The following is a 25,030-nucleotide window of genomic DNA, read 5'->3' as shown; positions in this document are numbered from 1 at the left end:
AACCACCGAAGGACTGTTCATGACTACCGCCGCCGCCGTCGAGGTGAATGCCCGCAGCATCCGCCGCATCGCCCTCAGTCACAAACTGAGCCGCTGGGATGTGCGCTTCTCGCCCTACCTCTACATCTCCCCCTTCTTCCTCGTCTTCGCCGTCATGGGTCTCTTCCCGCTGCTGTACACGGCGTGGGTGTCGGTGCACGACTGGAACCTGATCGGCGGCCAGGGCGACTTCGTCGGCCTGGAGAACTTCGTCACGGTTCTGACCCAGGGGTACTTTTGGAATTCCTTGCGCAACACGTTCAGCATCTTCCTGCTCTCGAGCATCCCCCAGATCATCGTCGCGCTCGGCATCGCCGCCGTGCTCGACTTCAACCTGCGCGGCAAGACCTTCTGGCGCATGGGCGTGCTCCTCCCCTACGTCGTGGCCCCGGTCGCTGTCGCGCTGATCTTCAACGACCTCTTCGGTGACAAGTTCGGCCTCATCAACAGCGCGATCATGAGCATGGGCCTCGAGCCCGTTCGCTGGCACGTCGACGTGATCCCCAGCCACCTCGCCATCGCCACAATGGTGAACTTCCGCTGGACCGGCTACAACGCCCTCATCTTCCTGGCCGCCATGCAGGCCGTGCCGCGCGACTACTACGAGGCCGCCATCATCGACGGCGCCAACCGCTGGCGCACCTTCCGGTCGATCACCCTGCCGCTGCTGCGACCGATTGTCATCTTCGTCATCCTGACCTCGACGATCGGCGGCCTGCAGATCTTCGATGAGGCGCGCATGTTCGACAACGTCGGCCAGGGCGGGGCCAGTCGCCAGTGGCAGACGCTCACCCTGTACATCTATGAACTCGGCTGGAGCCAGCGCAACTTTGGCCGGGCCTCCGCCGTGGCCTGGCTGCTCTTCCTGATCATCATCCTCATCGCCGTGATCAACTTCCTCATCACCCGGCGCATCGCGGGCACCGCCGAACGCAAGCTGCGCGTCCGCGCGAAAGGCATCTCATGAGCAGGACCATCATCGGCGGCCACGACCGTCGACCCTCCCTCTGGGTCTACGGCATCCTGATCGCGGTTCTCCTGGGCTCGGCCTTCCCGATCTGGTGGTCGTTCCTGATCGGCAGCCAGGACGCCTCCGCGCTTAACCAGAACGGCATGATGTGGATCCCGGGCGGCAACTTCCTCGCCAACGCGGCCACCGTCATCGACAGCATCCCGTTCTGGACGGCCCTCGGCAACAGCATCATCGTGTCGTCCGTGGTGTCGCTCAGCGTCGTGATGTTCTCGACGCTCGCCGGCTATGCCTTCGCCAAGCTGAAGTTCCGCGGCCGGGAAGGCATGCTCATCTTCGTGATCGCGACCATGGCCGTGCCGACTCAGCTCGGCATCGTGCCGCTGTTCATCGTCATGTCGAGGCTCGGCTGGACCGGCAGCCTCTGGGCCGTCATCGCACCCGCCATGGTGACCGCATTCGGCGTGTTCTGGATGACCCAGTACCTGCGCGACGCGCTGCCCGACGAGCTGATCGAGGCGGTGCGCATGGACGGAGCGTCGATGATCCGCAGCTTCTGGCACATCGGCCTCCCGGCCGCCCGGCCGGCCGCCGCGATGCTCGCCCTGTTCACGTTCATCGGCACCTGGACCAACTTCTTCTGGCCGTTCATCGTGCTCGGCCCGGGCAACCCAACCCTCCCCGTGGCGCTGCAACAGCTGCAGGCAGCCTTCTACGTCGACTACTCGCTGGTGCTCGCCGGCGTCGTACTCTCGATCATCCCGCTGATCCTGGTGTTCATCTTCCTGGGCAAGCAGCTGGTGGCCGGCATCATGCAGGGTGCGGTCAAGGGATGACCTCGTTCGGAACACGCGGAACAATCACCGAGAATATGGGTATGACCTCACACGCACGTTCCTTCCCGCCCGAGTTCCTCTTCGGGGCGGCGACGGCCGCCTACCAGATCGAGGGCGCCGCCCACGAGGACGGCCGCACGGATTCCATCTGGGACACGTTCAGCCGCGTGCCGGGTGCTGTCCTCAACGCCGACAACGGTGACGTCGCCTGCGACCACTACCACCGCTACCGGGACGACGTCGCCCTGATGAAGGACCTGGGGCTGCAGACCTACCGCTTCTCCACGTCCTGGGCCCGGGTGCGTCCCGACGGCGGGCCGGTCAACCCGAAGGGCGTGGACTTCTACTCCCGCCTGGTCGACGAGCTCCTCGGCGCCGGCATCAAGCCGTGGCTGACCCTCTACCACTGGGACCTGCCGCAGGCCCTCGAGGAGAAGGGCGGCTGGACCAACCGCGACACCGCCGCACGCTTCCGGGACTACGCCCTCTCCATGCACGACGCCCTCGGCGACCGCGTGGGCGTGTGGACCACTCTCAACGAGCCGTGGTGCTCCTCCTTCCTCAGCTACACCGGTGGCGCCCACGCGCCCGGGCGGCAGAGCCCCCGGGACGGCCTGGCCGCCGCACACCACCTGCTCCTGGGGCACGGCCTCGCCATCGAGGCGCTCCGTGAACGCGACCCGAAGCTCGAGCTCGGAATCACGCTCAACCTCACCGTCGCCAAGCCGGTCGATCCCACGCATGCCGGCGACGTGGACGCCGCGCGCCGCATCGACGGGCAGTTCAACCGGGTCTTCCTCGATCCGATCTTCCGCGGCTCCTACCCGGAGGATGTGCTCCAGGACGTCGCCGAATTCGGGCTGACCGATTTCATCCACGAGGGAGACCTGGCCCAGATCAACCAGCCGATCGACAGCCTCGGCGTGAACTATTACCACGGCGACCTGGTCAGCGATCGCCCGCCCGAGCATCCGCTGCTCGCCCAGGCTCCGACCGACCGCCCCACCCGGTCGCCGTACCCCGCGGCCGACGGCGTCTACGACCACCCGCAGGGGCTGCCGCTGACCGCCATGGAGTGGGAGGTGCAGCCCGACGGGCTGCGCGAACTGCTCGTTCGCGTGAACACCGACTACGCCGCCCCGACCGGCACGAGCCTCTACGTCACCGAGAACGGCGCGGCGTTCGACGACGTCGTCGCCGCGGACGGCAGTGTTCCGGATGCCCGGCGCACCGAATTCCTAACCGACCACCTGGGCGCCATCCTCGATGCGATCGATGAGGGCGTCTGCGTCTTGGGCTACTTCTACTGGTCGCTGATGGACAACTACGAGTGGGCCTGGGGCTACGAGAAGCGCTTCGGCATCGTGCGGGTCGACTACGAGACCCAGGAGCGCACCGTCAAGGACAGCGGCCGAGCTTACGCCGAGATCATCCTCAACCGCGCCCTCTCCTGATCCGCATCGGCGACGGACACGGGCAACTTAGAATGACGTCATGACAACCAGTGTGCGCCAGGCCCGCCCCTCGCAGCCCACCCTGGAAATGGTGGCCGAGGTGGCCGGGGTCTCCCGGGCCACCGTGAGCCGGGTCGTGAACGGGTCCACGAAGGTCAGCCCCGAGATCGTCTCCTCGGTGACGAAGGCCATCAACCAGCTCAACTATGTTCCGAACCGGGCTGCCCGCTCGCTCGCGAGCCGGCAGACCGAGGCCGTGGCCCTGGTCGTGCCCGAGGACATGACCCGGTTCTTCGGTGACCCCTACTTCGCCGCGGTCGTGCAGGGCATCACCCGCCGACTCGACCAGAGTGACTACACGCTCAACCTGCTCGTCGCCTCGAGCGACCCTCGGCACAAGACCCTGCGCTACCTGCGCTCGGGCAACGTCGACGGCGCGCTGATCATCTCGCACCACACCGGTGACGATTTCGTGGCCGAACTCGAGACCACGATGCCGGTGGTCTTCGGCGGCCGGCCGCCGAACGCGGACAACCTCGACGCCTTCTTCGTCGACGTCGACAACGCAGCGGGAGCCGAGACGGGCACCCAGCGCTTGATCGACATCGGTCGCCGCCGCATCGGTACGATCGCCGGAGCGGTGGACATGCCGGCCGGCATCGACCGCCTCACCGGGTTCGAGCGCACGCTGGAGCGGGCCGGGCTGCCCACGGATGCCGTCGAGCTCGCCGACTTCACGGCCGCCGGCGCAGCGGCGGCCACCCGCCGGCTGCTGGAGCGTTGCCCCGACATCGACGGCCTCTTCGTGGCGAGCGACCTGATGGCCACCGGGGCGGTGGATGTGCTGCGCGAGCTCGGCCGCTCTGTGCCCGGCGACGTGGCCATCGTCGGGTTCGACGACAGCCCGGCCGCGACGAGCGGCCCGGTGCCGCTGACCACGGTGAGCCAGCCCTCCGAGGAAATGGGCTACGCGATGGCGGACATTCTGCTGCGCCGGCTCGCCGCCGACGAGAGCATGCCGCACCGCACCCTCATGCCGACCCGTTTGGTGCTACGCGAGTCGGCGTGACACGCGCGGCTTCCCCGGTGCGGGTGCTGCGCCGTTGCGCGCGTGGCGCGCCGGCAGCGTAGCGGCGCAGCACCCGCGCACCGGCAATACCGGCGGGACGGGCAGGACGGGCAGGACGGTCAAGCCAGCTGAGGCATGACCTCGCGGGCGATGAAGTCCAAGTGATCGAGGTCGGACAGGTCCATGATCTGCAGGTAGACGCACTCGACCCCGTCGTGGGCGAGGGCGCCGAGGCGGTCCACGACCTCGGACGCCGTGCCGGCCACGCCGTGCGCCCGCAGCTCGGCCGGTTCCCGGCCCACGGCCGCGGCCCGGCGAATGAAGTCGGCCTCGTCCGCGCCCGCGACGGCGATCAGCGCCGCCGAGTACACCAGCTCACGGGGATCGCGACCGATGGCCTCACAGGCAGCGCGCACGCCGGAGAACTTGACCGGGACATCCGCGAAGTCCGGGAACGGCAGGTTGAACTCGGTGGCGAAGCGGGCAGCCAGGGCCGGGGTACGCCTGGCGCCGCCACCGCCCACGATCACCGGGATGCGGGCCTGCACGGGCTTGGGCAGGGCGGGCGAGTCGACGAGCGTGTAGTGCTCGCCGGCAAAGCTGTAGCGGTCGCCGACCGGGGTCTTCCAGAGCCCGGTCACGATCTCCAGCTGCTCCTCGAGCATGCCGAACCGCCTGGCCGGGAACGGGATGCCGTAGGCCAGGTGTTCCTGCTCGAACCAGCCGGTGCCGAGGCCGAGCTCGACCCGCCCGCCCGACATCTGGTCGACCTGCGCCACCTGGATCGCGAGGATCCCCGGCGGACGGTAGGTCACCGACGAGACCAAAGTGCCCAGGCGGATGCGCCGGGTCTCCCGGGCGAGGCCCGCCAGGGTGGTCCAGGCATCCGTCGGCCCCGGCAGCACGGAAGCCGTGTCTCCCATCGCGAGGTAGTGGTCGGAGCGGAAGAACGCGTCGAAGCCGAGCGTCTCCGTGGCCTGGGCCACGGCGAGGATGTCGTCGTAGGAGGCACCCTGCTGCGGTTCGGTGAAAATGCGAAGTCTCATGCTCCCAATCTTGCCTCGGGCCGGTCGGCGCCGAAATCGAACAGCGCCGGCTGGGCCGGCTCCGGCACGGCCGGTTCGGGCACGGCCGGCTCCGGCACGGCCGGTTCGAATCCGCCGGGCAGGAACTCCACCGCGGGCAGCAGTGCGAAGCGCGTGCGCATGACCTGGATCGACTCGGGGTTCTGGTCCACCAGCACGAAGCGGCGGCCGAGGGCCGCGGCAACCGCGCCCGTCGTGCCGCTGCCGGCGAAGAAGTCGAGCACCCAGTCCCCCTCGCGGCTGGACGCCTGGATCATGCGGCGCAGGATGCCGACGGGCTTCTGGGTGGGATACCCGGTCTTCTCCTTGCCGGTGGGCGACACGATCGTGTGCCACCAGACATCCGTCGGCAGCTTGCCCTTCGCGACCTTCTCGGGGGTGACCAGACCGGGCGCCATATAGGGCTCGCGGTCGACCGTGGTCGAGTCGAAGTAGTATCGGGCCGGGTTCTTCACGTAGACCAGGATCGTGTCGTGCTTGGTCGGCCAGCGGTTCTTCGACTTCGCGCCGTAATCGTAGGCCCAGATCAGCTCGTTCAGGAAGCAGTCCCGGCCGAAGAGGGCGTCGAGCAACACCTTGGCGTAGTGCGCCTCGCGATAGTCGAGGTGCAGGTAGAGGGTGCCGTCATCGGCCAGGAGGCGCCAGGCCTCGATCAGGCGCGGCTCGAGGAAGGCCCAGTAGTCCTCGAACTGGTCGTCGTAGCCGAGCAGGTCACCCTTGATCCGCTCGTACCGCTGGCCCTTGAAACCGGTGATGATGCCCGCGGCGTCCGCACCCAGGGCGACGGATGCCGGGCTCGCCGGTGCGCGCACCGACGTCGTGGTCTGCCGGTTCTGCTTGCGCCCCGTGTTGAACGGCGGGTCCAGGTAGATCAGCGTGAAGGCCGCGTCGGGCAGCTGCGGCAGAACCTCGAGGTTGTTGGCGTGGACGACACGGCTGGGGGAGGAGGGAGACCACGCGATCGGCATTCCTACATTGTGTCAGGGAGCCTACGCTGAGGGGATGACACCAGATGCAGCATCCCCGGAAACGACCGGGGAATCCGACTCGGTCGTATTCCGTCACGAACCGGCCCTGGCCCGGTACACGCTCGAGTTCGCCGGCACCACGGTGGGCTTCGCCGACTACGAGGTCGCCGGCCAGGACGTGGTGTTCACCCACGTCGAGGTGGACCCGACGCACCGGGGCGAGGGGCTGGCGGGCATCCTCGTCGAGCAGGCGCTCGACGATGTGCGCACCCGCACCACCCTCACGGTCGTGCCGGTGTGCCCCTACGTCGTGCGCTGGATCGACCTGCACGCCGAGTACCAGGACCTGCTCACGCGCGGACGGTAGCCCGCATACCGACGGCCCCGTGGCCTAGGGAACCCGCCCGATCCACTCCTCGGTGCCGAACTTGGTCTCGACCAGCTCGGTCGCCCTGGCATATTCCGCCTCGGTGATCTCTCCGGCGACGGCGCCATAGAGCCCTGTGAAGGTCGCCTTCATCCGGTCGATGATCGCATCCCGGCTGAGGCCGGTCTGGCTGCGGAGCGGGTCGACGCGCTTCGCGGCGCTCGTGATGCCCTTGTCGCTGAGTTTTTCCCGGCCGATGCGGAGCACCTGCACCATCTTGTCGCCGTCCATGTCGTAGCTCATGGTGACGTGGTGCAGCACGGCGCCGCTGCCGAGACGTTTCTGCGCGGCCCCGCCGATCTTGCCCTTGGGGCTCGTGATGTCGTTCAACGGCTGGTAGTACGCGTCGATGCCGAGGGATTTGAGCGCCGTGAGCACCCACTCGTCGAGGAATGCATAGGAGTCGGCAAACGTCATGCCCTGAACGAGGTCGGTCGGTGCGTAGATCGAGTAGGTGATCACCGAGCCGGCTTCCATGAACATGGCGCCGCCGCCGCTGATCCGGCGCACGACGGTGAAGCCGTGCTTGGCGGCCTGGACCGGGTCGACCTCGTTCTTCAGGGACTGGAAGCTGCCGATGACGACGGCCGGCTCCGTCCACTCCCAGATCCGCAGCGTGGGGTTGCGGCGCCCCTCGCCGACCTCGATCGCGAGCACCTCGTCAAGCGCCATCTGCATGACGGGAGCGACAGCCTTGGTGTGGATCAGCTGCCACTCGTAGTCGCGCCAGCCGCTGGCCTGGGCGAGGGAGCGACGGATGGCCACCGCCACCGATTCGGGCGAGAACCCGAGCAGCGTGGCATGGGCCGGGAGCGCGGCGCGCACTGCGGCGGCGATGCTGACCGCGTCGCTGTCGGCGGACAGGCCGTTCACGGCCGCGTTGATGTCGCCAAGCGCACTGTCGGGCTCGAGGAAGAAATCACCGGCCAGCCGGAAGTCGACGATCGTGTTGTCAACGACATCGAGATCGACGACGACGAGCTTGCCGCCTGGAACCTTATATTCACCGTGCATGACGCCAGCCTAATCGGCGCGCACGGCAAAACGTTTGGCCAGCCACCCGATCAGGTCGTCGAAGACATCCTCACGGTTCGTCTCGTTGAACACCTCGTGGCGGGCACCGGGATAGATGATGATCCGGATGTCCCGAAGTCCCGACCGCCCGGAATAGGCCCGAACCAGCCTGCGAGCGCTGCGCTCCCCGCCCACGATGTCGTCACCGCCGACCAGGATGAGCAGCGGCAGGCCCGGCGGCAGGTCGCGGCCCGGCCTGCCGAAGAGGCGCGCCGCCTCCCGCAGCCCGAACAGCTTGGCCAGCGGGGTCGTGGTCGTGAGCGGGTCGGCGATGAAAGCACGGGCCACCTCTGGATCGCGGCTCAGCCACTCCACCCCGGTGTCGCCGAGGTGCTTGTGACGGCGGTTGAGGTCGCCGCTGTCCAGGTAGCCGGGCATCCGGTAGGCCGTGCCGCTGAGCACGACCGCATCGTAGTCGGAGGCGTGCGCGTTGACGATCATCTGCACCATGAAGGACCCCCAGCTGTGGCCGAGCAGCACGAGCGGCAGGTCAGGGTGAGTGGCGCGGATGATCCCACTCAGCTGGCGTACGCCGGCCACCGCCGCGCGCAGTCCGCCGGGGCCGAGGCGGCCGAGGCGGGACAGGTCGCCGTCGTACTGGTGCACTCCGGTCTGGCCGTGGCCGCGGTGGTCGTCGGCGTAGACCGTGTAGCCGGCCGTGTTCAGTCGGGTGGCGAGCTCCGCATACCGCTGCGCATGCTCACCGACCCCGTGAGCGACCTGCACGATGGCCCGCGGGCGATCGACCGGCCAGGTGAAATACGTGATCGAGACGCCAAAGTCATCCGTGTAGGTAGGCACGATGCCAGTCTGGCAGGACTCGCCCCGCGCGTCTCTGGATTCCGGTTGTTTGCCGTCGATCCTGAACTAGGCTGCGTGCAGGGAATACTTAGCAAGGCTAAGTGGTTAGGGTGGGTAGCTATGGAATCTTCACCGACATCTCACGTGCTTGCGCCGGAGGTCTCTCCTGGTCGACGTGCGACGGTAGCCGAGTTGAGTCATGATTTCCGGCTGGCCAACGGCCGGCTGGCCCGCCGCCTGCGGCAGGAGAAGGCCGACAATGAGCTCAGCTCGAGCCAGTTCTCGGCACTCGGCACCCTGTTTTTCCATGGCCCGTTCACCCTCCGCGAGCTCAGCGAACGCGAGCGGGTCACCCCACCGTCGATGAACCGCACGGTCAACGCGCTGGTCGACGCTGGCCTCGTGAACCGGGCCGGCTCTGCCGACGACGGCCGCAAGGTGGTGCTCACGGTGACCGACCAGGGGCGCACCCTGATGCGGGAGACGCGCAAACGCCGGGATGCCTGGCTCGCCCAGCGCATCGTCACGCTCAGCTCCGACCAGCGCCGGATCCTCACCGAGGCCGTCGACATCATGAAGGAACTCGCCAACAGTTGAACAACATGTTCCGCTCCCTGAGCATCCCGAACTATCGAATCTGGTTCGCGGGGGCCCTCGTGTCGAACATCGGAACCTGGATGCAGCGCACGGCCCAGGACTGGATCGTGCTGACCGAACTGACCGATTACAACGCCACCGCGGTGGGCATCGTGATGGCTTTGCAATTCGGGCCCCAGCTCGTGCTGATGCCCTGGTCCGGCCTCATCGCGGACCGGTTCAACCGGCGCAGACTGCTCATCCTGACGCAGACCCTGATGGGCCTGCTCGCCCTCGGCCTCGGTGTGATCACCGTCACCGGCGTCGCGGAGCTGTGGCACGTCTACCTCTTCGCCCTGGGCCTCGGGATCGTCGCGGCGATCGACGCCCCCGCCCGCCAGACCTTCGTGTCGGAGCTGGTCTCCGACAACGACCTCCCGAACGCCGTGGCCCTCAACTCCGCATCGTTCAACGGTGCCCGGCTGATCGGACCGGCCGCCGCGGGGCTGCTCACGGTCGCCGTCGGCGCCGGCTGGGTCTTCATGATCAACTCGGCGACGTTCGCGGCGACGGTGCTCGCGATGACTCTTCTGCGCACCGTTCAGCTGAGGCCGCAGCCGCGGGCCTCCCGCGAGCGGGGACAGCTGACGGCCGGCTTCCGGTACGTGTCCCGCCGGCCCGACATCATCGTCGTGCTGATCACCGTCTTCCTGGTGGGCACCTTCGGCTTCAACTTCGCGATCTTCACGGCGACGATGGCCACGGTCGAGTTCGGCATGGGTGCCAGCGAGTTCGGGCTGCTCAGTTCGATCATGGCCGTCGGCTCCGTCGCGGGCGCGCTGATGGCCGCCCGTCGCGGCCGGCCGCGGCTGCGTCTGGTCATCGTCGGATCCTTCGCGTTCGGCCTGTCCTGCGCCGTGGCCGCGGTGATGCCCAACTACCTGACCTTCGCGATCTCCCTGACCTTCGTCGGCCTGTCCTCGCTGACCCTGATGACCACCGCGAACGCCTACGTGCAGACCACGACGCGGCCGGCCATGCGCGGCCGGGTGATGGCGCTCTACATGGCGATCTTCGCCGGCGGCACGCCACTCGGGGCACCCCTGGTGGGTTGGGTAGCCGACCAGTTCGGCCCGCGCTGGGCACTCGGCGTGGCCGCGCTCTCGGGCCTCCTCGCGGCCGGGGCGGTGCTCTTCTGGATGGTGCGCTACCGCAGCCTGCGGGTACGGATCCGCCGGGGCGTGACCCCACGAGTGCGGGTGCACCACGACGGAGACGGCCGCACCGCCGAGACCGCCACCCGCGAAATCGCGATCGTCGAGGCCACGGCGACGCGCTAACGGAGTGAGACCTGACGAGCCTGGCGGCAGTTCTCCCCGAACGAATTCGACGGAGATTCTGCCCAAATCGTTGCCATAAGGCCCGAAAAGGCAGGTTTCGCTCAGATTCTCCGTCGAATTGGTTCAACACCGGACACCGCGCCCCCCTGTGCTGCACAGAGTCCGCGCAGCGCAGCCAGCTCCGAGTTCGTGGGGCGCAGCACAGCACATCGCTTGGCACCCACTCGGCTGACGGATGCCGGTCAGCGCACGCCGTTCATCAGCCGCAGGATCGGTCGGGCGATCAGTGCGAGCAACAGCCCGAGCGCGATCGCGACCCCGCCGATCACGCTGAAGTAGACCGTCTCCGACACCGAGGTGTACCACTCGGCGAGCCAGCCGGACACCGCGGTGCCCAGGGCGATCGAGAGGAAGAACAGCGCGACCATCTGGGTCTTGAAGGGTTCCGGGGCGAGCCGCGTCGTGACGGCCAGGCCGACCGGCCCGATCAGGAGCTCCGCCACGGTGAGCACGAACAGGATCGCGATCATCGCGACCAGTGGCGTCGAATTCGGGCCGCCGTCGACGAACGGGAGGAACAGCAGGAACGCGGAACCCATCAGCGCGGTGCCGAACGCGAACTTCACCGGGGTGGACGGCTGGCGGGAACCCCAGCGCGTCCACAGCGCGGCGAAGGCACCCGAGAGCAGGATGATGAAGACCGGGTTGAACGACTGCACCCACGAGACCGGCAGCTCCCAGCCGAACACGTCGCGGTTGAGCCGTTCGTCGGTGTAGATGGTCACCACCGTGAACTGCTGCTGGGAGAGGGACCAGAACGCGGCACTGGCCACGAACAGCGGCATGAACGCGTAGACGCGTCTGCGCTCGAGGGCGGTGATCTGACGGTTGCGCAGGATGACCACGAAGTAGCAGACCGTGGCGATCAGAGTCAGCGCGATAACAATGGTGACCAGGCCGGATGCCGTGATCACACCGAGCAGGACCAGCACCACGATCACGGCGGCCGTTGCGATCGCGGCCCAGAGGTAGCTGGCGTGGCGCGACGCCGGCAGCGGGTTCGGCACCTCGTGCACGATGGCCGGCAGGCGCTTGCGGCCGAAGGAGTACTGCACCAGGCCGATCGCCATCCCCACGGCGGCGAGCCCGAACCCGTAGTGAAAGCCGAGGGTCGTCTGCAGCAGGCCGGTCAGGACCGGCCCGAAGAAGGCACCCAGGTTGATGCCGAGGTAGAAGAGCGAGAAGCCCGCGTCGAGCCGAGGGTCGTCCTTGGCGTAGAGCGCGCCCACGACGCTGGTCGCATTGGCCTTGAGCCCGCCGCTGCCCAGCGCGATCAGGATGAGCCCGGTCGCCACGCCGCCGAGGCCCGGCAGGAGCGCGAGCGCCACATGCCCTACCGCGATCACGATGGCGCTGAAGAAGAGCACCCGCTCCGAGCCCACCAGGCGGTCGGCCACCCAGGCTCCCAGGATGGTCGACAGGTAAACGCCGCCGCCGTAGGCCCCCACGATGCCTGCCGCGGTGGCCTGCGGGATTCCGAGGCCGCCGTCGGCCGCGGAGTAGTACAAATAGAGCAGCAGGATGCCCTGCATCCCGTAGAACGAAAACCGCTCCCACATCTCGACGCCGAACACGTTGGCAAGGGCGCGAGGCTGTCCGAGGAAGCTTCGGTCGTCACGGGTGGGGGATTGTTCAACAACCGAGCTCATTGCTTGACCTTACCGTGTGCCCCCAGACCTGGGGGCATCGGCCGGGTCGCGGCATCCGGCCCGGTGGCGCGGTACGATTTTGCCCGTACCGTTACGACGACCGGGAAGGGGCATCGTGGACACCTACTCGCTCGTTTCCCTTCTCAGCGAGGTGCTGACCCTGGTCGGCCTGGCCGTCGGCGGGGCACTCTTCGCGGCCGGTCTCGTCGCGCGCGGCGTGACGGGTCGCTGGGTGCTGACGGATGGCGTCATCGCGTCCTCCCGGGCCGGAACGGTCATCCGCTGGTTCGACCGTGACGGCGAGGTGCACGAGTGCCCGGCGAACACACACGAGACGCACGGGCTCGCGCCCGGCGACGACGTGCCGGTCTGGTTCAGCCTCCGCACCCCCTCCCGGTGCCGCACCCACACCCCGGAGGCCGAGGGTAGGGCGCTGCGCCTGACCGGCCTGATCCTGCTCGGCATCGGCGCCGCGTCCGGCGTGCTCGGCATCGTGCTGCTCTTCATCTGAGATCCTCTGCGTTCGCACGGAGCCCGCCGCCGTGACCAGGCCCGTTCATGTTGAGTACAGGCGACCTCTCCACCCCGGCCACCTCCGGTTCGTAGCGTGGAAAACCGGGGGCAGACTGCCGCCGGTTCACGCAACACCAGGGGGAACACGCAATGCGCACAATCCTGCTCTCGGTGGCCGCCGCCGCCATCCTCGCCGGGGCCGTCACCGGGACGTTCGGAGCCTCGCCGGCCCGGGCCGCTCCCTCCGATCCGGGCACGCCGGCCGCCACAACCGCCGATCCGCCAGGTGGTGGTGTGGCACGACGACGTGATGACGTCCAGCAAATGCGCCGACACCGCGCCCGCGTTCCCCGGCGACCCGGCCTTTCCCTATGCCGACGACCGGGTGCGCGACCTGAGCCTGGCCGAGATCCGCACCCTGGACTGCGGCTACCAGCAGTTGCCGGGTTTCCCTGAACAGGCGAACACCCCCGGTAGCCGGATCGCGACGCTGGGCGAGGTGTACCAGCTGGTGCGCGACTACGACGCCCGCAAAGTGCACCTCAATGTCGAAACCAAGGTGGAGGTCTCCGGTCCTGACGGAGCCGAGGAGATGGCGGCCCTCACCCGCGCCGTCGTCGGTGAGATCGAGGCTTCCGGCATGGCGGATCGGTCAGTCCTGCAGAGCTTCGACTGGGCGTCACTGAACCTCACCCGGCAAATCGCCCCGGACCTGACCCTGGGGGCCCTGTCGAGCGGGGATTCCTGGCTGGGCGTCGGGCAGCCCGGATCCAGCCCGAACCTGGGCGGCATCGACATCGACTCCTACAACGGCTCCCTGGCCCAAGCGGCTGCGGCCCTGGGCTATGACATTGTCTCCCCCGCTTTCGCATCGGTCACGCCCGCTATGATCGCCGACGCCCACGGCCTCGGCCTCCCGGTCGTCCCGTGGACGGTGAACGAGACCGCGGACTTGACCAGCCTGATGGAGGAGGGAGTGGACGGCATCATCACCGACTACCCCGACCGCCTCCGCACGGTCCTCGAGGAGCGCGGCCTGAAGGTGCCGGCGGCGTACACCCGGTGACGGATGCGCCCCGGGCGCTGGTGCGCACCGGGCGCGTCGTGTAGCGTGTGGTCAGACCACACCGTCCGACGCGTGATCCCCCGCCGGGCACACCGCATGCCACCCCAACGTCGAGGAGGACCCCGTGAGCATCGAACGCCGTGCCTGGGAAGTCGTGTTGCAGAGCATCGAGCGGGATCTCCTCAGTGGGCGACTACGCCCGGGTGACCATCTTCCGCCCGAGCGGGCCCTCGCCGCAGAGCTGGGCGTCGGACGGTCCAGCGTGCGTGAGGCCATCCGGGTGCTCGAAGTACTCGGGCTGCTTCGCACGTCCGCCGGGTCGGGGCCCACGGCGGGTGCGATCATCGTGGCCCTGCCCGGCGGCGGCATGTCGGCGCTGATGCGTCTGCAGGTGGCGGCGCAGGGGTTTCCCGTCGCTGACGTGGTCAAGACCCGGCTGGTCCTCGAGGCCTCGGTCGTGACCGAGCTGGCGGAGGCATCCGCCCAGGCCAGTTCCACCATGGACGCCAACGCCTCCCTGCACCCCGACCTGACGACGCCCGAGCTGCTGCTCTGCGCCATGGAGTCTCCCGCGCTGACCGAGGGGGAATTCCTGGCCCTCGACGCCGCGTTCCACCTGGCCCTGGCCACCGCATCGGGTAACCAGGTCGTGACCGCCACGATGGCGGGGCTGCGCAGTGCCATCGAGGGCTATGTGCGGGCGGGGGCGACCAGCCTCGCTTCCTGGCCCGACACCTCCGCCCGGCTCCGCGCCGAACACCGCGCGATCCTCGGCGCGATCGTGGCCGGCGATCCCCCGGCCGCCCGCAGGCTCGTACAGTCCCATATCGCGGGTTACTACGCGGAAACCCACCTCGCCAACCACCTGCCCGACCTCTTCGCCAACGACCACACGGATGCCAACGGGCACCCGGTGGCCCGATAGAAAGGACCCTTCGACCATGGTTCAACGACGCATCCCGAAGATCAAAGACCTTGCCCCGCTGATGCACTTCAAGACCCCCGAGCTGAACGCGAAGAAGCGCCGCCTCGAGGGCGCGCTCACCATCTACGACCTCCGCGACATCGCCAAGAAGCGCACCCCCAAGGCCGCGTTCGACTACACCGACGGCGCCGCCGAGGCCGAGCTGTCGCTGGGCCGTGCCCGCCAGGCCTTCGAGGACATCGAGTTCAACCCGTCGATCCTGCGGGACGTGTCGGCCGTGTCGACCGGCTGGGACGTGCTCGGCGCCCCGGTGGCCCAGCCCTTCGGCATCGCCCCGACCGGGTTCACCCGGATGATGCAGACCGAGGGTGAGATCGCGGGCGCCCACGTCGCGGCCCGGGCCGGCATCCCCTTCTCCCTGTCGACCATGGGCACCACGTCGATCGAGGACGTCAAGGCCGCGAACCCCCACGGGCGCAACTGGTTCCAGCTCTACATGTGGAAGGACCGCGACCGCTCGATGGCGCTCGTGGACCGGGCCGCGAAGGCCGGCTACGACACCCTGCTGGTGACTGTGGACGTGCCCGTGGCCGGCGCGCGCCTGCGCGACAAGCGCAACGGTTTCTCGATCCCGCCGGCCCTGACCGCCGGAACGGTCATCAACGCACTGCCGCGGCCGGAGTGGTGGATCAACTTCCTCACCACCGAACCGCTCGCCTTCGCCAGCCTCGACCGCTGGAGCGGCACAGTCGCCGACCTGCTCGACACGATGTTCGACCCCACCGTCACCTTCGAGGACCTGGCCTGGATCAAGGCGCAGTGGCCGGGCAAGATCGTCGTCAAGGGCGTACAGAGCCTGGCGGATGCGCGCACGCTCGCCGACCTCGGCGTGGACGGCATCATCCTCTCCAACCACGGCGGGCGCCAGCTCGACCGCGCCCCGATCCCGTTCCACCTGCTGCCGCACGTCGTGCGCGAGGTCGGTAACGAATACGAGGTGCACCTGGACACGGGCATCATGAGCGGCGCCGACATCGTCGCGTCCGTCGCCCTCGGCGCCCGCTTCACCCTGGTCGGCCGCGCCTACCTCTACGGCCTGATGGCCGGCGGCGAGGCCGGCGTCGACCGGGCCGTCCAGATCCTCTCCGAGCAGGTCTCCCGCACCATGCGACTGCTCGGCGTGAACAGCCTGGAGGAGCTCGAGCCGGGCCACGTCACCCAGCTCGCACGCCTCGGCCGCATCGCGCAGCCGGTGGCGGCATCCGGCGGCGTGTAGCGCCGTGGCCGCCCGGCCGGCCGAACCTCGGCGAGTGTCGCCGTTTGTGCCGAGCTGACCCGTTCCCGCGGGTCGACTCGGCACAGGCGGGACAACTCGGCGGCTCGGCTACGCGGCGGCGAGCTCCGCGAGCACGGCGGCCAACTGCTCGACCGCCCAGTCGAGGTCGGCCTCGGAGACCACGATCGGCGGGGCCAGCCGGATGGTGAAGCCGTGGGTGTCCTTCGCGAGCAGGCCGCGGGCCAGGAGGGCCTCGCAGACCACCCGGCCGGAGGCCAGCGTCGGGTCGATATCGATGCCGGCCCAGAGGCCGGCGCCACGCACGGCCACGACGCCCTGGCCGATCAATCCGGTCAACCCGTCGTGCAGGCGGGCGCCGAGAACGCGCGCTCGCTCCTGCAGTTCGCCGGTGGCCAGCAGTTTCACCACGGCGAGGCCGACGGCCGCCGCCAGCGGGTTGCCGCCGAAGGTCGAACCGTGCTCGCCGGGGCGGAGCACGCCGAGGATGTCCCGATTGCCGACGACCGCCGAGACCGGCACGATGCCGCCGCCGAGTGCCTTGCCGAGCAGGTAGAGGTCAGGAACGACGCCCACCAGGTCGCAGGCGAAGGTCGCGCCCGTGCGGCCGAGGCCGGACTGGATCTCGTCGGCGATGAACAGCACATTGTGGCGGTTCGTGATTTCGCGCACGGCCGGCAGGTAGTCGGCCGGCGGCACGACGATGCCGGCCTCGCCCTGGATGGGTTCGAGCAGCACCGCGACCGTGTTCGCGTCGATCGCGGCCTCGAGGGCCGCGGCGTCCCCGTAGGGAACCGTGCGGAACCCCGGCGTGAACGGCCCGAAATCCTTACGGGCCGACTCGTCGTCAGAGAAGCTGATGATCGTGGTGGTGCGGCCGTGGAAGTTCTCCCCGGCCACGATGATGTTCGCCATCCCGGCGGCGACGCCCTTGACCCGGTAGCCCCAGGCGCGGGCCACCTTGATGCCGGACTCCACCGCCTCGGCGCCCGTGTTCATCGGCAGGACCATGTCCTTGCCGGAGAGCTCGGCGAGCGCGGTCACGAACGGGCCGAGCTGGTCGTTGTGGAAGGCGCGGCTGGTGAGCGTGATGCGGCCCAGTTGCTCGCGAGCGGCGTCCAACAGGAGCGGGTTGGAGTGGCCGAAGTTGACCGCGGAGTACGCGGCCAGGCAGTCCAGGTAGCGGCGGCCGTCGACATCCATCACCCACGCGCCGTCGCCGGACGCGACGACCACGGGCAGCGGATGATAGTTGTGGGCCGCGTGCTCGTCTTCCAGCGCGATATACGCGGCCGGTCCGAGCGCGGCGGCCGGGGCGGTGGCCTGGTCGGTCATCTGGTCGGTGGCCTGGTCGGTCATCGGCGCAGCTCCAGGGTGCAGCACTTCACTCCTCCTCCACCGAGCAGCAGCTCGGACAGGTCGACCCCGATCGGGTTGAAGCCGCGGGCGCGCAGCTGGGCCTCGAAGCCCTTCGCCCGCGCGGCGATGACCACGTTGTAGCCGTCGGAATAGGAGTTGAGGCCGAGGATGGCCGCGTCCTCCTCGGCGACGATGATGGCGTCCGGGAATCGCTCGCGCAGGATGGCCAGGCTCGGCTCGTCGAACGCGCTCGGCAGGTAGGCGATCTCACCGTTGCCCGTGGCCGGCGACGCGTCGAGCACGGCGATGGCCGTGTCGAGGTGGTAGAAGCTCGGATTGATCAGGTTGAGCGTGATCACGGGGCGGCCGTAGATCGCCGACACCTCTTCATGGCTGTTCGAGGCGCTGCGGAACCCGGTGCCCGCGAGGATCACGTCGCCCACGAGCAGGAAGTCGCCCTCGCCCTCGTTGATCTCCGCCGGCACGCGCACGTCGAAGCCGTTGGCGCCGAACCAGTCCATGTAGGCCGGACCTTCCGGCTGGCGTTCGGCGTAGGTGAAGGCCGCGCCGTAGGCGATGTTGTCGATGACGAATCCACCATTGGCCGCGTAGACCATGTCCGGCAGGCCGTCGACGGGGTCGATCAGGTGCACGTCGAAGCCGAGGCCGACATAGGTGTCGTACAGCGTCTGCCACTGGGCGACGGCGAGCGCGGTGTCCGTCGGGATGGCGGGATCCATCCAGGGGTTGATGCGGTAGACGACGGAGAAGAAGTCGGGCTTGCACATCAGCACGGTGCGCTTGACGGGCGTGCGCACGGGCAGGGCCGGCGAGACGAGCTCGTCCAGGTTCGGGGCGGTGAGGTTGGTCGTCATGGTGACTCCTTCGGCGGCCATCCGCCCTCTTCGGGTGAGGTCGGCTGGCGGGGTGGATGGCGGACCAGGTCACTCACGAGAGCTCTGCCGGCACGAAACGCCTGGGCAGAGACGCCATGCTTAGTCTCACACAGCACGAATCGGATGTGCACCCCACTCTGCGCCGAAAACGTGCGCGCGTCCGGCCCCTCACGCAGTTTTCCGCCACACCGGGCGATGACGGATGCCGCACGTTCGCCCGTAGATCCGCTCGCCACGGCGCAGCTATCCAGTGAATTGCGCTATCGGGCGCGGGTTTTCTGCGTTCATGAGTGCGCCAGCGCAACGATGCCCCCTAGACTCTCGGCATGGACAACCTCGACCGTGGCATTCTCGACCTGCTCCGCCAGAACGCCCGGGCGGGCTACGGCGATATCGGCTCGGTCGTCGGACTCTCGGCGTCGGCCGTGAAACGCCGGGTCGACCGGCTCGTGGCCGACCGCGTCATCCGCGGTTTCACCATCCAGGTGGATCCGGCCATCGACGGCATGAGCACCGAGGCCTACGTCGAGCTGTTCTGCCGCGGCACCGTGGCGCCCGAGGAATTGTTGCGAATCCTGTCCGGGGTGCCGGAGGTCGTGGACGCCGGAACCGTCACGGGCAGCGCCGACGCCATCGTGCACATCCGGGCCCGGGACATCCCCGGTCTGGAGGCGGCGCTGGAAAAGGTGCGTCTGGCACCCAACGTGGACCACACCCGCAGCGCGATCGTGCTCTCCCGGCTGATCCACCGGTCCGCCGAGTAGCCGCGCGGCTCCCCGCAGGATCGGACCGGCCGGCGCCGAGGGCATCAGCGCGGCGCGTGTCGCTAGCCCGGCACCGCGACGGGGCGCCGGGTCACGGGGGCCAGCAGGTGGATCAGGGCGACCGCCGCGACCGATCCGGCGCAGAGGATGCCGGCAAGCACCACGATCTGGAACCGCCCGGCCTCGAGCGGCGAGGCGCCACCGAAAATCGCTCCCACGAAGGCCCCGGGCAGCGTGACCAGCCCGGTGGTCTTCGTCTGGTCGGTCGAGGGGATCAGAGCGAAGTACACCGCGCGGCGGGCCAGTTCCCGGGTGGACTGGCGCGGGGTGGCGCCGAGGGCCAGCCAGCCCTCGACCTCCTCCCAGTGCTCGGTCACGCCCTCGGTGAAGCGCCGGCCGGAGAGCGTGGCGATCGACATGGCGTTGCCGATGATGATGCCGCCGAACGACAACACGTAGCGCGGCGTGAACTCGAGCGCGCCGGTGCCGAAGACCACGAGGAGGGTGACCATCACGCCCAGGCTCATCGAGGCGGCCACCCAGGCCGCGTGCCGCCGGGTGGCACCGATCCGGCGGGTGACCGTGCCGACCGCCGCGGTGAACATGACCGCCAGACCCACGCCGACCCAGAACGGGTCGGAGATGATGCCGCTGAGGATCAGGCTGATCGCGGCGAGCTGCAGGGCGCCGCGCAGCACGGCGAGGGCCGGCGCGAACGGATGCGACACCCGGTAGCCGCGCAGCACCAGCGTGACGATCGCGATGAGCAGCGCGATCCCGAGCAGGGTCGGCGCGAGTCCGGCCATCTGGGCGGGGAGGTCGCGGGGCCAGGTCACGTGACGAGCCTAGCGAGCCGCCGCGCCCGGCAGGCCCCGGTGATCGGAACCCGCCAACGACTGGGCTCCGTCAGCGCGCAGGAGAGGCGCCGGCGATCGTGCGGACGGCCCTGGGCATCCGTTGAGGCCGCCAGTGCCCGAGAAAGCTAGCCGTCGTACGAGGCGGCGAGGCGGCGGAAGCCCTCATCGAGGCTCACCGCGGGCGTCCACCGCAGCTCGGACCGGGTGCGGCGCTGGTCGAACCAGTGCGCGGTCGAGAGTTGCTCGGCCAGGAACCGGGTCATCGGCGGCTCGTCGGCGCCCGGACGGATGCGCCAGGCCGCCTCGATCAGCGCCCCCGCACCGCGGGCGACCCCGGCCGGGACCCGCCAGGCCGGCGCCGGCACGCCGGCGGCCCGGCACATGCCCGCGAGCAGTTCGGCGACCGGCCGCGGCTCCCCGTTCGTGATCACGTAGGAGCGGCCGTGCACGGCGTCGGCCCGATCGAGGGCTGCCGCGATGGCCGTGGCGGCGTTGTCGATGTAGGTGGTGTCGATCAGCGCCGCACCCGGGCCGAGCAGCGGCAGGCGTCCGGCGCGGGCGCGCTCGACGATCCGGGCCACGAGCTGGGTGTCTCCCGGGCCCCAGACCAGGTGCGGCCGCACGGCGACCACGCGCAGGGCGGCCGAATCCGCGTCGAGGGCGACCAGTTCGGCCTCGGCCTTGGTACGGGCGTAGGGACCGCGGGCCCGGGCCGGGTCGGCCGGCTCGGCGTCGCTGCCGACAATGGATGCCCCGGCGTGGGCGACCGAGGGCGACGACACGAAGACGAAGCGGGAGGCTCCGGCATCCGTGGCCGCGGCCAGCAGGGTGCGCGTGCCGCCCACGTTCACGGCGGCGAACTCGGCCGGGCTGCCGGCCAGGGACACCTTGGCGGCCAGGTGCACGACCGCGTCCATTCCGGCGACGGCGCGCCGGGCCTCGGCGGCGGCGGTGACCGAGCCGAGCAGGTCGGTCACGCCGGGCACGCCCGACGGGCGGCGCTGGAAGGCGCGCACCTCGTGTCCGGCGGCCGCGATCTCGGCCGCGACGGCCCGGCCGAGGAAGCCGCTGGCCCCGGTGACGAGCACCCTCACGGCAGCGCCGTCGGTGAAACTGCGCTGCGCGGGCGCTGCGCCGCTGCGCGCGCGGCGTGCCGGCAGCGTAGCGGCGCAGCCTGCGCGTGACGCGTGAGTGGCCTCACGGGCGGGTCATCCGCGCGCCGGAGAGGATGCCGCCGGCCCAGCGCCCCAGCCGGGTGCGGTCGATCTTCGAGTTGTGACGGATGTCCGTGGGCAGGTGCGGCACGACCAGCACCGCGGCCAGCGGCAGCCCCGCGACGGCACGAACGGCGGCGGCCAGCCCGGGGTCGGCCAGCGCGACCCGGCGGGTCGGCATGCGGATCTCGACCACGGCGACCACCTGCTGGGTGCCGGCCGGCCCGACCCCGACGACGGCGGCCCGGGCCACCGCTGCGACGGACTCGATACGCTGCTCGGGACCGACCGGGGTCACGACGCCGGTCGCCGTCGTGATCACATGCGGCAGGCGCCCTTCCACCCAGAGTCGTCCGGCGGCGTCGAAGTGTCCGACGTCGCCCGTGCGGTGCCAGCGTTCACCGGGCACGGCGCCGCTGCGGGCGGCCCGGTCGGTCAGCCACAGGCGGTCGTAGTGGTCCTCGACGTGTGGCGCGGAGACCACGATCTCGCCGGTGACCCCGGCGGCCTCCGACAGCTCGCCGGTGGCGTGCCCCCGGGCGTCGAGGGCACTCGTGCGGATGCGCGTGGTCGCCGTCGCGCGGCCGACGCAGACCCCGCCGGGGCCGGCCGGGGCATCCGTCGCCGTGGCCATCGCCGTCGCCTCGCGGATGCCGTCGAGCGAGATGTCGGCCATCAGCAGCCCCTCGGTCATGCCGTAGGGCGTGTGTGCGGAGGCCGACGGCATCAGCCGGGCCGCGGCCGCGAGCAGCGGCTCGGAGACGGGGGCACCGGCGGAGAGAAAGCTCGTCACGCCGGCGAGGCTGACCTGGTCGGCGGCGGTCAGGCTGCCGGCGGTGGCCACGACATTGGCCAGCGCGGCCGGTGACAGGAACACCACGGCCGCGTCGATGGCGGCGACCGCGGCGGCGACGGATGCGGCGGTCAGGGTCTTCGGCTTCGTCACGTCCATGTCCGGGGTCACCGAGCGGGCGCCGAGGGCCGGGCCGAGCAGCGCGAACGGGGCGAAGCCGGCCACCAGGCCGGTACCGCGGCCCACGCCGTACTGCGCGAACAGCGCGTGGCTGACCGCGGCGAGCTGGCCGTGCGTGTAGACGACGCCCTTGGCCGGCCCGGTCGAGCCGGAGGTGAACAGCACGGCGGCAGTGTCTCCGGGTTCCGGCGGCGGCGGAAGCTGCTCGTCCACGCCGAGCGCGATCAGCTCGGCGAGGGTGGCGGAGATGTCGAGGGCGCGCATGGCGGCGCGGGGAAACCGCGCCACGGAGATCTTCTGGCCGGGCCAGTCGAGGGCCCGGGCGGCGAGCAGCCCGGGGGCGGCGCCGATCACGTGGTCGGGGCGCGCGCCGCGCACGGCGCGGGTCAGCCCGCGTAGGCCGAGGCCGGCATCCGCGACCACCACGATCGCGCCGATCCGCACGCAGGCGTAGAGCACCGCGGTCAGGTCGGCGCCGGGCGGGACGAGCAGCGAAACCCGGTCGCCTTTCCGCACGCCGATCCGGTCGAGGCCGCAGGCGAGCTGCCGCACCCGCCGGGAGAGCAGTCGCCAGCTGACGACGCGGGGTGCACCGCCCCCGGGCGGGGCCATGTCGATCAGCGCGGTCTCGTCGCTGTTCTGCAGTTCGTCCAGGTAGTGCCAGAGCGGATGCCGCTCGCCGGCCGCCCAGCCGCCCACACCCGGTTCGACCGGAACGTCAACCTGCGGGGCAGCGGAGGCGATTGCAGCGGCAGGCACGGCACGGTCGCCGAGCCAGGTCAGGGCGGCCGCGGCGTAGTCGACGTCTTCCATGACGAGGTGCCCGGCGCCCTCGAAGCGATGCACGTCCGCGTGCGGCAGGCGGTCCACGAGGTCGTCGAGGTAGCGATCGCTGAAGATCGGGTCGGTCGGGCCCCAGAGCATCAGGGCCGGTACGGTCAGGTCCCGGATGCCGCCGGAGATGCGGGCGAGTTCGGCCGCGCTTTCGTGTGAGCCATGCACCGGGATGTCGGCGACGAACCCGCCGATCCCGCCGCGGCGGGCCGCACCGCGGTAGGGCGCGCGATACGCCTGCTTCACCGCGGCCGGAAGCGGCGGGTGCGCCAGTGCCAGGGTCGTCGCCAGAAACGCCGGCGTGGCCACGGTGCCGGAGCCGAGCACGCTGCTCCGCAGGGCCAGCCGCAGCGGGGCCGGCACCGGCGCATCGCCCGGCTGGTGCACGGCCGTGTTGAGCAGCATGACCCCGGCGAGCACGTCCGGGTGGTCGACGGCCCAGCCGAGCGAGATCGACCCGCCCCAGTCGTGACCGAAGGTGACCACCGGGCCGGCCAGGCCGAGGGTGTCGGTCAGTTCGCCCAGGTCCCGCACGCGGGTGGCGAGCGGGCGCACCGCGCCGCTCCGCTCGGAGAAACCCATCTCGAGCTGGTCGACGGCGATGACGCGCCAGGCCTCGCCGCCGTGCCCGGCCGCATCCGTCGCCGCCGTGATGAACTCGCGCCACAGGTAGGACCAGGTGGGGTTACCGTGCACGCAGAGCACCGTGCCCACGGGGGTCACGCCCAGCTCGGCGAGACGCTCCGCGTTGTCGAGCAGGTGCCAGGTGCGGGTGACCGGATGCCCGGAGGCGGTCGACACGACCGGCACCAGGCGCGAGAACGCGGCATCGAGCCCCGCCAGGCCGGCCGGCGGCAGGGACGCGGGCGCCGGCGTCGCGGCGGCGCGCGGGAGACGGTAGGACACGGGCGCAGAGCCGCGCTTCACCAGGCGAGTTCCATCATGGCCGTGTTCAGGCCACTGCCGACGCCCATCAGCAGCACCCGATCGCCGGTCCTGAGCCGCGCGGCCTCCTCGGCCAGGGTGATCGGGATCGACGCGGGCCCCACATTGCCGTACAGCGGGTAGGTGAGCGGCACCCGGCTGCGGTCCAGCCCGGTCGCCTTCACGATCGCGTCGGTGTGCACATCCGAGACCTGGTGCAGGATGTACCGGTCCATGCCCGACCAGTTCCAGTCGCGTTTGGCCTCGGTCCAGGCCGAAACGACGAGCTCCATGCCGCCCTTGAGCAGCGCCTTGGCGTCGGTGAACATGCCGTCGACGCTGCCGACGCAGAGGCCGTTGAACTCGGTGGCGGCGCGGGCCACGCCGCCGAGGATGCGGTGCCCTTCCGGATGCGCGTCGGCCCGACCGAGCACGGCCGCGGCCGCGCCGGAGCCGAGCGTCAGGCTCGCGAACTCGCTCATGAAGTCCTTGCGGTTGATGTCCGGGCGGCCGAGGCGCTCGATCGTGTTGGTCTGGATCTCGTCGGCGTCCTCCCCGTCGATGATCACGGCGTACTGCACCTGGCCGGAGTCGATCAGCTGTGCGGCCAGGGTCATGCCGTTGACGAAACCGAGGCAGGCGTTCGCGATGTCGAAGTTCGTGGCCGAGGAGGGCAGGCCGAGGCCGTGGTGGATGCGCACGGCGACCGAGGGCTCGAGGTGCTTGCGGGTCACCGAGGTGTTGATCATCAGGCCGACCTGGCCCGGCTGGATGCCGGCGGCGGCCAGGGCGCGCTTGCCGGCCGTGACGGCCGCGTCGTCGAAGGCCTGGCCGGGCGCCCAGTTACGGCGCTCGTGCACGCCCGCCACCCGCTGGAGCAGGCCGCTCGGCAGCTTCAGCCGTTTGAGGGCCGGCTGCAGGCGACGATCGATGTCCACCGAGGTCGTGACCTGCGGGGCGAGCTCGGTCGCCACCGACAGCAGGGCGACATTGCGGTGCGTCGTCGTTGCGTTACCGTCCAACTGTGGATCCCCTGTCGAATTGCAGCAGTGGTCAGCCACGC

At 70.0% G+C, this 25,030-nt stretch carries 23 protein-coding genes; 12 read left to right on the top strand and 11 right to left on the bottom strand.

Annotated elements, in window-relative coordinates; all coding sequences use genetic code 11:
- The first annotated feature begins 19 nt into the window (after window positions 1–19).
- From E3O18_RS00745 to E3O18_RS00730, 4 genes are read left to right on the top strand one after another with little or no spacing between them, the layout of a single operon-like run.
- Window positions 20–1,006: a sugar ABC transporter permease gene (locus E3O18_RS00745; RefSeq protein ID WP_134394399.1), complete on the top strand. Its 987-nt coding sequence runs from the start codon at window positions 20–22 to the stop codon at window positions 1,004–1,006.
- Entirely contained in the window at window positions 1,003–1,845 is an 843-nt protein-coding gene (locus E3O18_RS00740; protein WP_134394400.1) for a carbohydrate ABC transporter permease, read from the top strand. Before E3O18_RS00745 ends, E3O18_RS00740 begins: the two co-directional genes overlap by 4 nt.
- A 41-nt stretch (window positions 1,846–1,886) precedes the next feature.
- Window positions 1,887–3,299, top strand: a complete 1,413-nt coding sequence (locus E3O18_RS00735; protein WP_134397556.1) for a GH1 family beta-glucosidase — start codon at window positions 1,887–1,889, stop codon at window positions 3,297–3,299.
- A 40-nt stretch (window positions 3,300–3,339) separates the two neighbouring features.
- Window positions 3,340–4,368 (top strand): LacI family DNA-binding transcriptional regulator, encoded by a 1,029-nt coding sequence (locus E3O18_RS00730; protein ID WP_134394402.1) that lies wholly within the window; start codon window positions 3,340–3,342, stop codon window positions 4,366–4,368.
- A gap of 119 nt (window positions 4,369–4,487) precedes the next feature.
- On the opposite strand, the gene E3O18_RS00725 is transcribed toward E3O18_RS00730, so the two are convergent.
- Together E3O18_RS00725 and E3O18_RS00720 are read right to left on the bottom strand one after the other, a co-directional pair.
- Complete coding sequence (locus E3O18_RS00725; RefSeq protein WP_174722044.1) at window positions 4,488–5,414, bottom strand: LLM class F420-dependent oxidoreductase; 927 nt, start codon at window positions 5,412–5,414, stop codon at window positions 4,488–4,490.
- Window positions 5,411–6,421, bottom strand: a complete 1,011-nt coding sequence (locus E3O18_RS00720; RefSeq protein ID WP_134394403.1) for a site-specific DNA-methyltransferase — start codon at window positions 6,419–6,421, stop codon at window positions 5,411–5,413. The genes E3O18_RS00725 and E3O18_RS00720 overlap by 4 nt, the downstream gene beginning before the upstream one ends.
- 34 nt (window positions 6,422–6,455) lie before the next feature.
- Here E3O18_RS00720 and E3O18_RS00715 point away from each other — a divergent pair, with 34 nt between their 5' ends.
- On the top strand, window positions 6,456–6,788 hold the full coding sequence (locus tag E3O18_RS00715; RefSeq protein ID WP_134397557.1) for a GNAT family N-acetyltransferase: 333 nt from the start codon (window positions 6,456–6,458) through the stop codon (window positions 6,786–6,788).
- A gap of 24 nt (window positions 6,789–6,812) precedes the next feature.
- Here the strand turns inward: E3O18_RS00715 and E3O18_RS00710 are convergent, their stop codons facing one another.
- Together E3O18_RS00710 and E3O18_RS00705 are read right to left on the bottom strand one after the other, a co-directional pair.
- On the bottom strand, window positions 6,813–7,862 hold the full coding sequence (locus E3O18_RS00710; protein ID WP_104170055.1) for a biotin/lipoate A/B protein ligase family protein: 1,050 nt from the start codon (window positions 7,860–7,862) through the stop codon (window positions 6,813–6,815).
- A gap of 9 nt (window positions 7,863–7,871) precedes the next feature.
- Entirely contained in the window at window positions 7,872–8,723 is an 852-nt protein-coding gene (locus E3O18_RS00705; protein WP_134394405.1) for an alpha/beta fold hydrolase, read from the bottom strand.
- A gap of 192 nt (window positions 8,724–8,915) precedes the next feature.
- Here E3O18_RS00705 and E3O18_RS00700 point away from each other — a divergent pair, with 192 nt between their 5' ends.
- Both E3O18_RS00700 and E3O18_RS00695 read left to right on the top strand, forming a co-directional pair.
- Window positions 8,916–9,320 carry a MarR family transcriptional regulator gene (locus E3O18_RS00700; protein WP_241973293.1) on the top strand — a complete coding sequence of 135 codons (405 nt, stop codon included), beginning with the start codon at window positions 8,916–8,918 and terminating at the stop codon, window positions 9,318–9,320.
- A gap of 5 nt (window positions 9,321–9,325) precedes the next feature.
- Window positions 9,326–10,639 (top strand): MFS transporter, encoded by a 1,314-nt coding sequence (locus E3O18_RS00695; protein WP_134394407.1) that lies wholly within the window; start codon window positions 9,326–9,328, stop codon window positions 10,637–10,639.
- 242 nt (window positions 10,640–10,881) lie between these two features.
- Here E3O18_RS00695 and E3O18_RS00690 read toward each other — a convergent pair whose 3' ends face one another.
- Window positions 10,882–12,348 (bottom strand): peptide MFS transporter, encoded by a 1,467-nt coding sequence (locus tag E3O18_RS00690; RefSeq protein ID WP_134394408.1) that lies wholly within the window; start codon window positions 12,346–12,348, stop codon window positions 10,882–10,884.
- Window positions 12,349–12,463: 115 nt separating this feature from the next.
- On the opposite strand from E3O18_RS00690, the gene E3O18_RS00685 reads away from it, so the two are divergent.
- The 4 genes from E3O18_RS00685 to E3O18_RS00670 all read left to right on the top strand — a co-directional run bounded on the left by E3O18_RS00685 (window position 12,464) and on the right by E3O18_RS00670 (window position 16,128).
- Complete coding sequence (locus tag E3O18_RS00685) at window positions 12,464–12,859, top strand: sortase (protein ID WP_134417230.1); 396 nt, start codon at window positions 12,464–12,466, stop codon at window positions 12,857–12,859.
- A gap of 96 nt (window positions 12,860–12,955) precedes the next feature.
- Window positions 12,956–13,927, top strand: coding sequence for a glycerophosphodiester phosphodiesterase family protein (locus E3O18_RS00680; RefSeq protein WP_347232321.1), 972 nt, complete (start codon window positions 12,956–12,958; stop codon window positions 13,925–13,927).
- Between the two features lie 124 nt (window positions 13,928–14,051).
- Window positions 14,052–14,852, top strand: coding sequence for a GntR family transcriptional regulator (locus E3O18_RS00675; protein ID WP_134417228.1), 801 nt, complete (start codon window positions 14,052–14,054; stop codon window positions 14,850–14,852).
- Between the two features lie 16 nt (window positions 14,853–14,868).
- A complete protein-coding gene (locus tag E3O18_RS00670) occupies window positions 14,869–16,128 on the top strand; it encodes an alpha-hydroxy acid oxidase (RefSeq protein ID WP_134417226.1) in 1,260 nt (419 codons plus the stop codon).
- 108 nt (window positions 16,129–16,236) lie between these two features.
- Here the strand turns inward: E3O18_RS00670 and rocD are convergent, their stop codons facing one another.
- Together rocD and ddaH are read right to left on the bottom strand one after the other, a co-directional pair.
- Window positions 16,237–17,481, bottom strand: coding sequence for an ornithine--oxo-acid transaminase (gene rocD / locus E3O18_RS00665; protein WP_134417244.1), 1,245 nt, complete (start codon window positions 17,479–17,481; stop codon window positions 16,237–16,239).
- 20 nt (window positions 17,482–17,501) lie between these two features.
- Window positions 17,502–18,293, bottom strand: a complete 792-nt coding sequence (gene ddaH, locus E3O18_RS00660; protein WP_241978090.1) for a dimethylargininase — start codon at window positions 18,291–18,293, stop codon at window positions 17,502–17,504.
- Window positions 18,294–18,727: 434 nt separating this feature from the next.
- Here ddaH and E3O18_RS00655 point away from each other — a divergent pair, with 434 nt between their 5' ends.
- A complete protein-coding gene (locus tag E3O18_RS00655) occupies window positions 18,728–19,165 on the top strand; it encodes an Lrp/AsnC family transcriptional regulator (protein ID WP_104099917.1) in 438 nt (145 codons plus the stop codon).
- Between the two features lie 62 nt (window positions 19,166–19,227).
- Here E3O18_RS00655 and E3O18_RS00650 read toward each other — a convergent pair whose 3' ends face one another.
- From E3O18_RS00650 to E3O18_RS00635, 4 genes are all read right to left on the bottom strand, one after another.
- Window positions 19,228–19,971, bottom strand: a complete 744-nt coding sequence (locus E3O18_RS00650) for an ABC transporter permease (protein ID WP_134417242.1) — start codon at window positions 19,969–19,971, stop codon at window positions 19,228–19,230.
- A 176-nt stretch (window positions 19,972–20,147) separates the two neighbouring features.
- Complete coding sequence (locus E3O18_RS00645) at window positions 20,148–21,116, bottom strand: NAD-dependent epimerase/dehydratase family protein (protein ID WP_134417222.1); 969 nt, start codon at window positions 21,114–21,116, stop codon at window positions 20,148–20,150.
- A gap of 103 nt (window positions 21,117–21,219) precedes the next feature.
- A complete protein-coding gene (locus E3O18_RS00640; RefSeq protein ID WP_241978089.1) occupies window positions 21,220–23,970 on the bottom strand; it encodes an alpha/beta fold hydrolase in 2,751 nt (916 codons plus the stop codon).
- A complete protein-coding gene (locus E3O18_RS00635) occupies window positions 23,967–24,989 on the bottom strand; it encodes a 3-oxoacyl-ACP synthase III (RefSeq protein ID WP_134394415.1) in 1,023 nt (340 codons plus the stop codon). The genes E3O18_RS00640 and E3O18_RS00635 overlap by 4 nt, the downstream gene beginning before the upstream one ends.
- Window positions 24,990–25,030: the final 41 nt, after the last annotated feature.

Source organism: Cryobacterium sp. TMT2-42-4, from assembly GCF_004402645.1.
GTDB lineage: Bacteria > Actinomycetota > Actinomycetes > Actinomycetales > Microbacteriaceae > Cryobacterium > Cryobacterium sandaracinum.
The sequence above is the reverse complement of the archived record's forward strand: the minus strand, read 5'-3'. Positions and strand labels throughout refer to the sequence as shown.

What these genes read in the sequence shown, in the direction of transcription:
- E3O18_RS00745 (WP_134394399.1), top strand. Translation starts at nt 20, where the DNA reads ATGACTACCGCCGCCGCCGTCGAGGTGAATGCCCGCAGCATCCGCCGC.
- E3O18_RS00735 (WP_134397556.1), top strand. Translation starts at nt 1,887, where the DNA reads ATGACCTCACACGCACGTTCCTTCCCGCCCGAGTTCCTCTTCGGGGCG.
- E3O18_RS00710 (WP_104170055.1), bottom strand. Translation starts at nt 7,862, where the DNA reads ATGCACGGTGAATATAAGGTTCCAGGCGGCAAGCTCGTCGTCGTCGAT.
- rocD (WP_134417244.1), bottom strand. Translation starts at nt 17,481, where the DNA reads ATGACCGACCAGGCCACCGCCCCGGCCGCCGCGCTCGGACCGGCCGCG.
- E3O18_RS00670 (WP_134417226.1), top strand. Translation starts at nt 14,869, where the DNA reads ATGGTTCAACGACGCATCCCGAAGATCAAAGACCTTGCCCCGCTGATG.
- E3O18_RS00715 (WP_134397557.1), top strand. Translation starts at nt 6,456, where the DNA reads ATGACACCAGATGCAGCATCCCCGGAAACGACCGGGGAATCCGACTCG.
- E3O18_RS00740 (WP_134394400.1), top strand. Translation starts at nt 1,003, where the DNA reads ATGAGCAGGACCATCATCGGCGGCCACGACCGTCGACCCTCCCTCTGG.
- E3O18_RS00720 (WP_134394403.1), bottom strand. Translation starts at nt 6,421, where the DNA reads ATGCCGATCGCGTGGTCTCCCTCCTCCCCCAGCCGTGTCGTCCACGCC.
- E3O18_RS00650 (WP_134417242.1), bottom strand. Translation starts at nt 19,971, where the DNA reads ATGGCCGGACTCGCGCCGACCCTGCTCGGGATCGCGCTGCTCATCGCG.
- E3O18_RS00725 (WP_174722044.1), bottom strand. Translation starts at nt 5,414, where the DNA reads ATGAGACTTCGCATTTTCACCGAACCGCAGCAGGGTGCCTCCTACGAC.
- E3O18_RS00690 (WP_134394408.1), bottom strand. Translation starts at nt 12,348, where the DNA reads ATGAGCTCGGTTGTTGAACAATCCCCCACCCGTGACGACCGAAGCTTC.
- E3O18_RS00655 (WP_104099917.1), top strand. Translation starts at nt 18,728, where the DNA reads ATGGACAACCTCGACCGTGGCATTCTCGACCTGCTCCGCCAGAACGCC.
- E3O18_RS00730 (WP_134394402.1), top strand. Translation starts at nt 3,340, where the DNA reads ATGACAACCAGTGTGCGCCAGGCCCGCCCCTCGCAGCCCACCCTGGAA.
- ddaH (WP_241978090.1), bottom strand. Translation starts at nt 18,293, where the DNA reads ATGTGCAAGCCCGACTTCTTCTCCGTCGTCTACCGCATCAACCCCTGG.
- E3O18_RS00695 (WP_134394407.1), top strand. Translation starts at nt 9,326, where the DNA reads ATGTTCCGCTCCCTGAGCATCCCGAACTATCGAATCTGGTTCGCGGGG.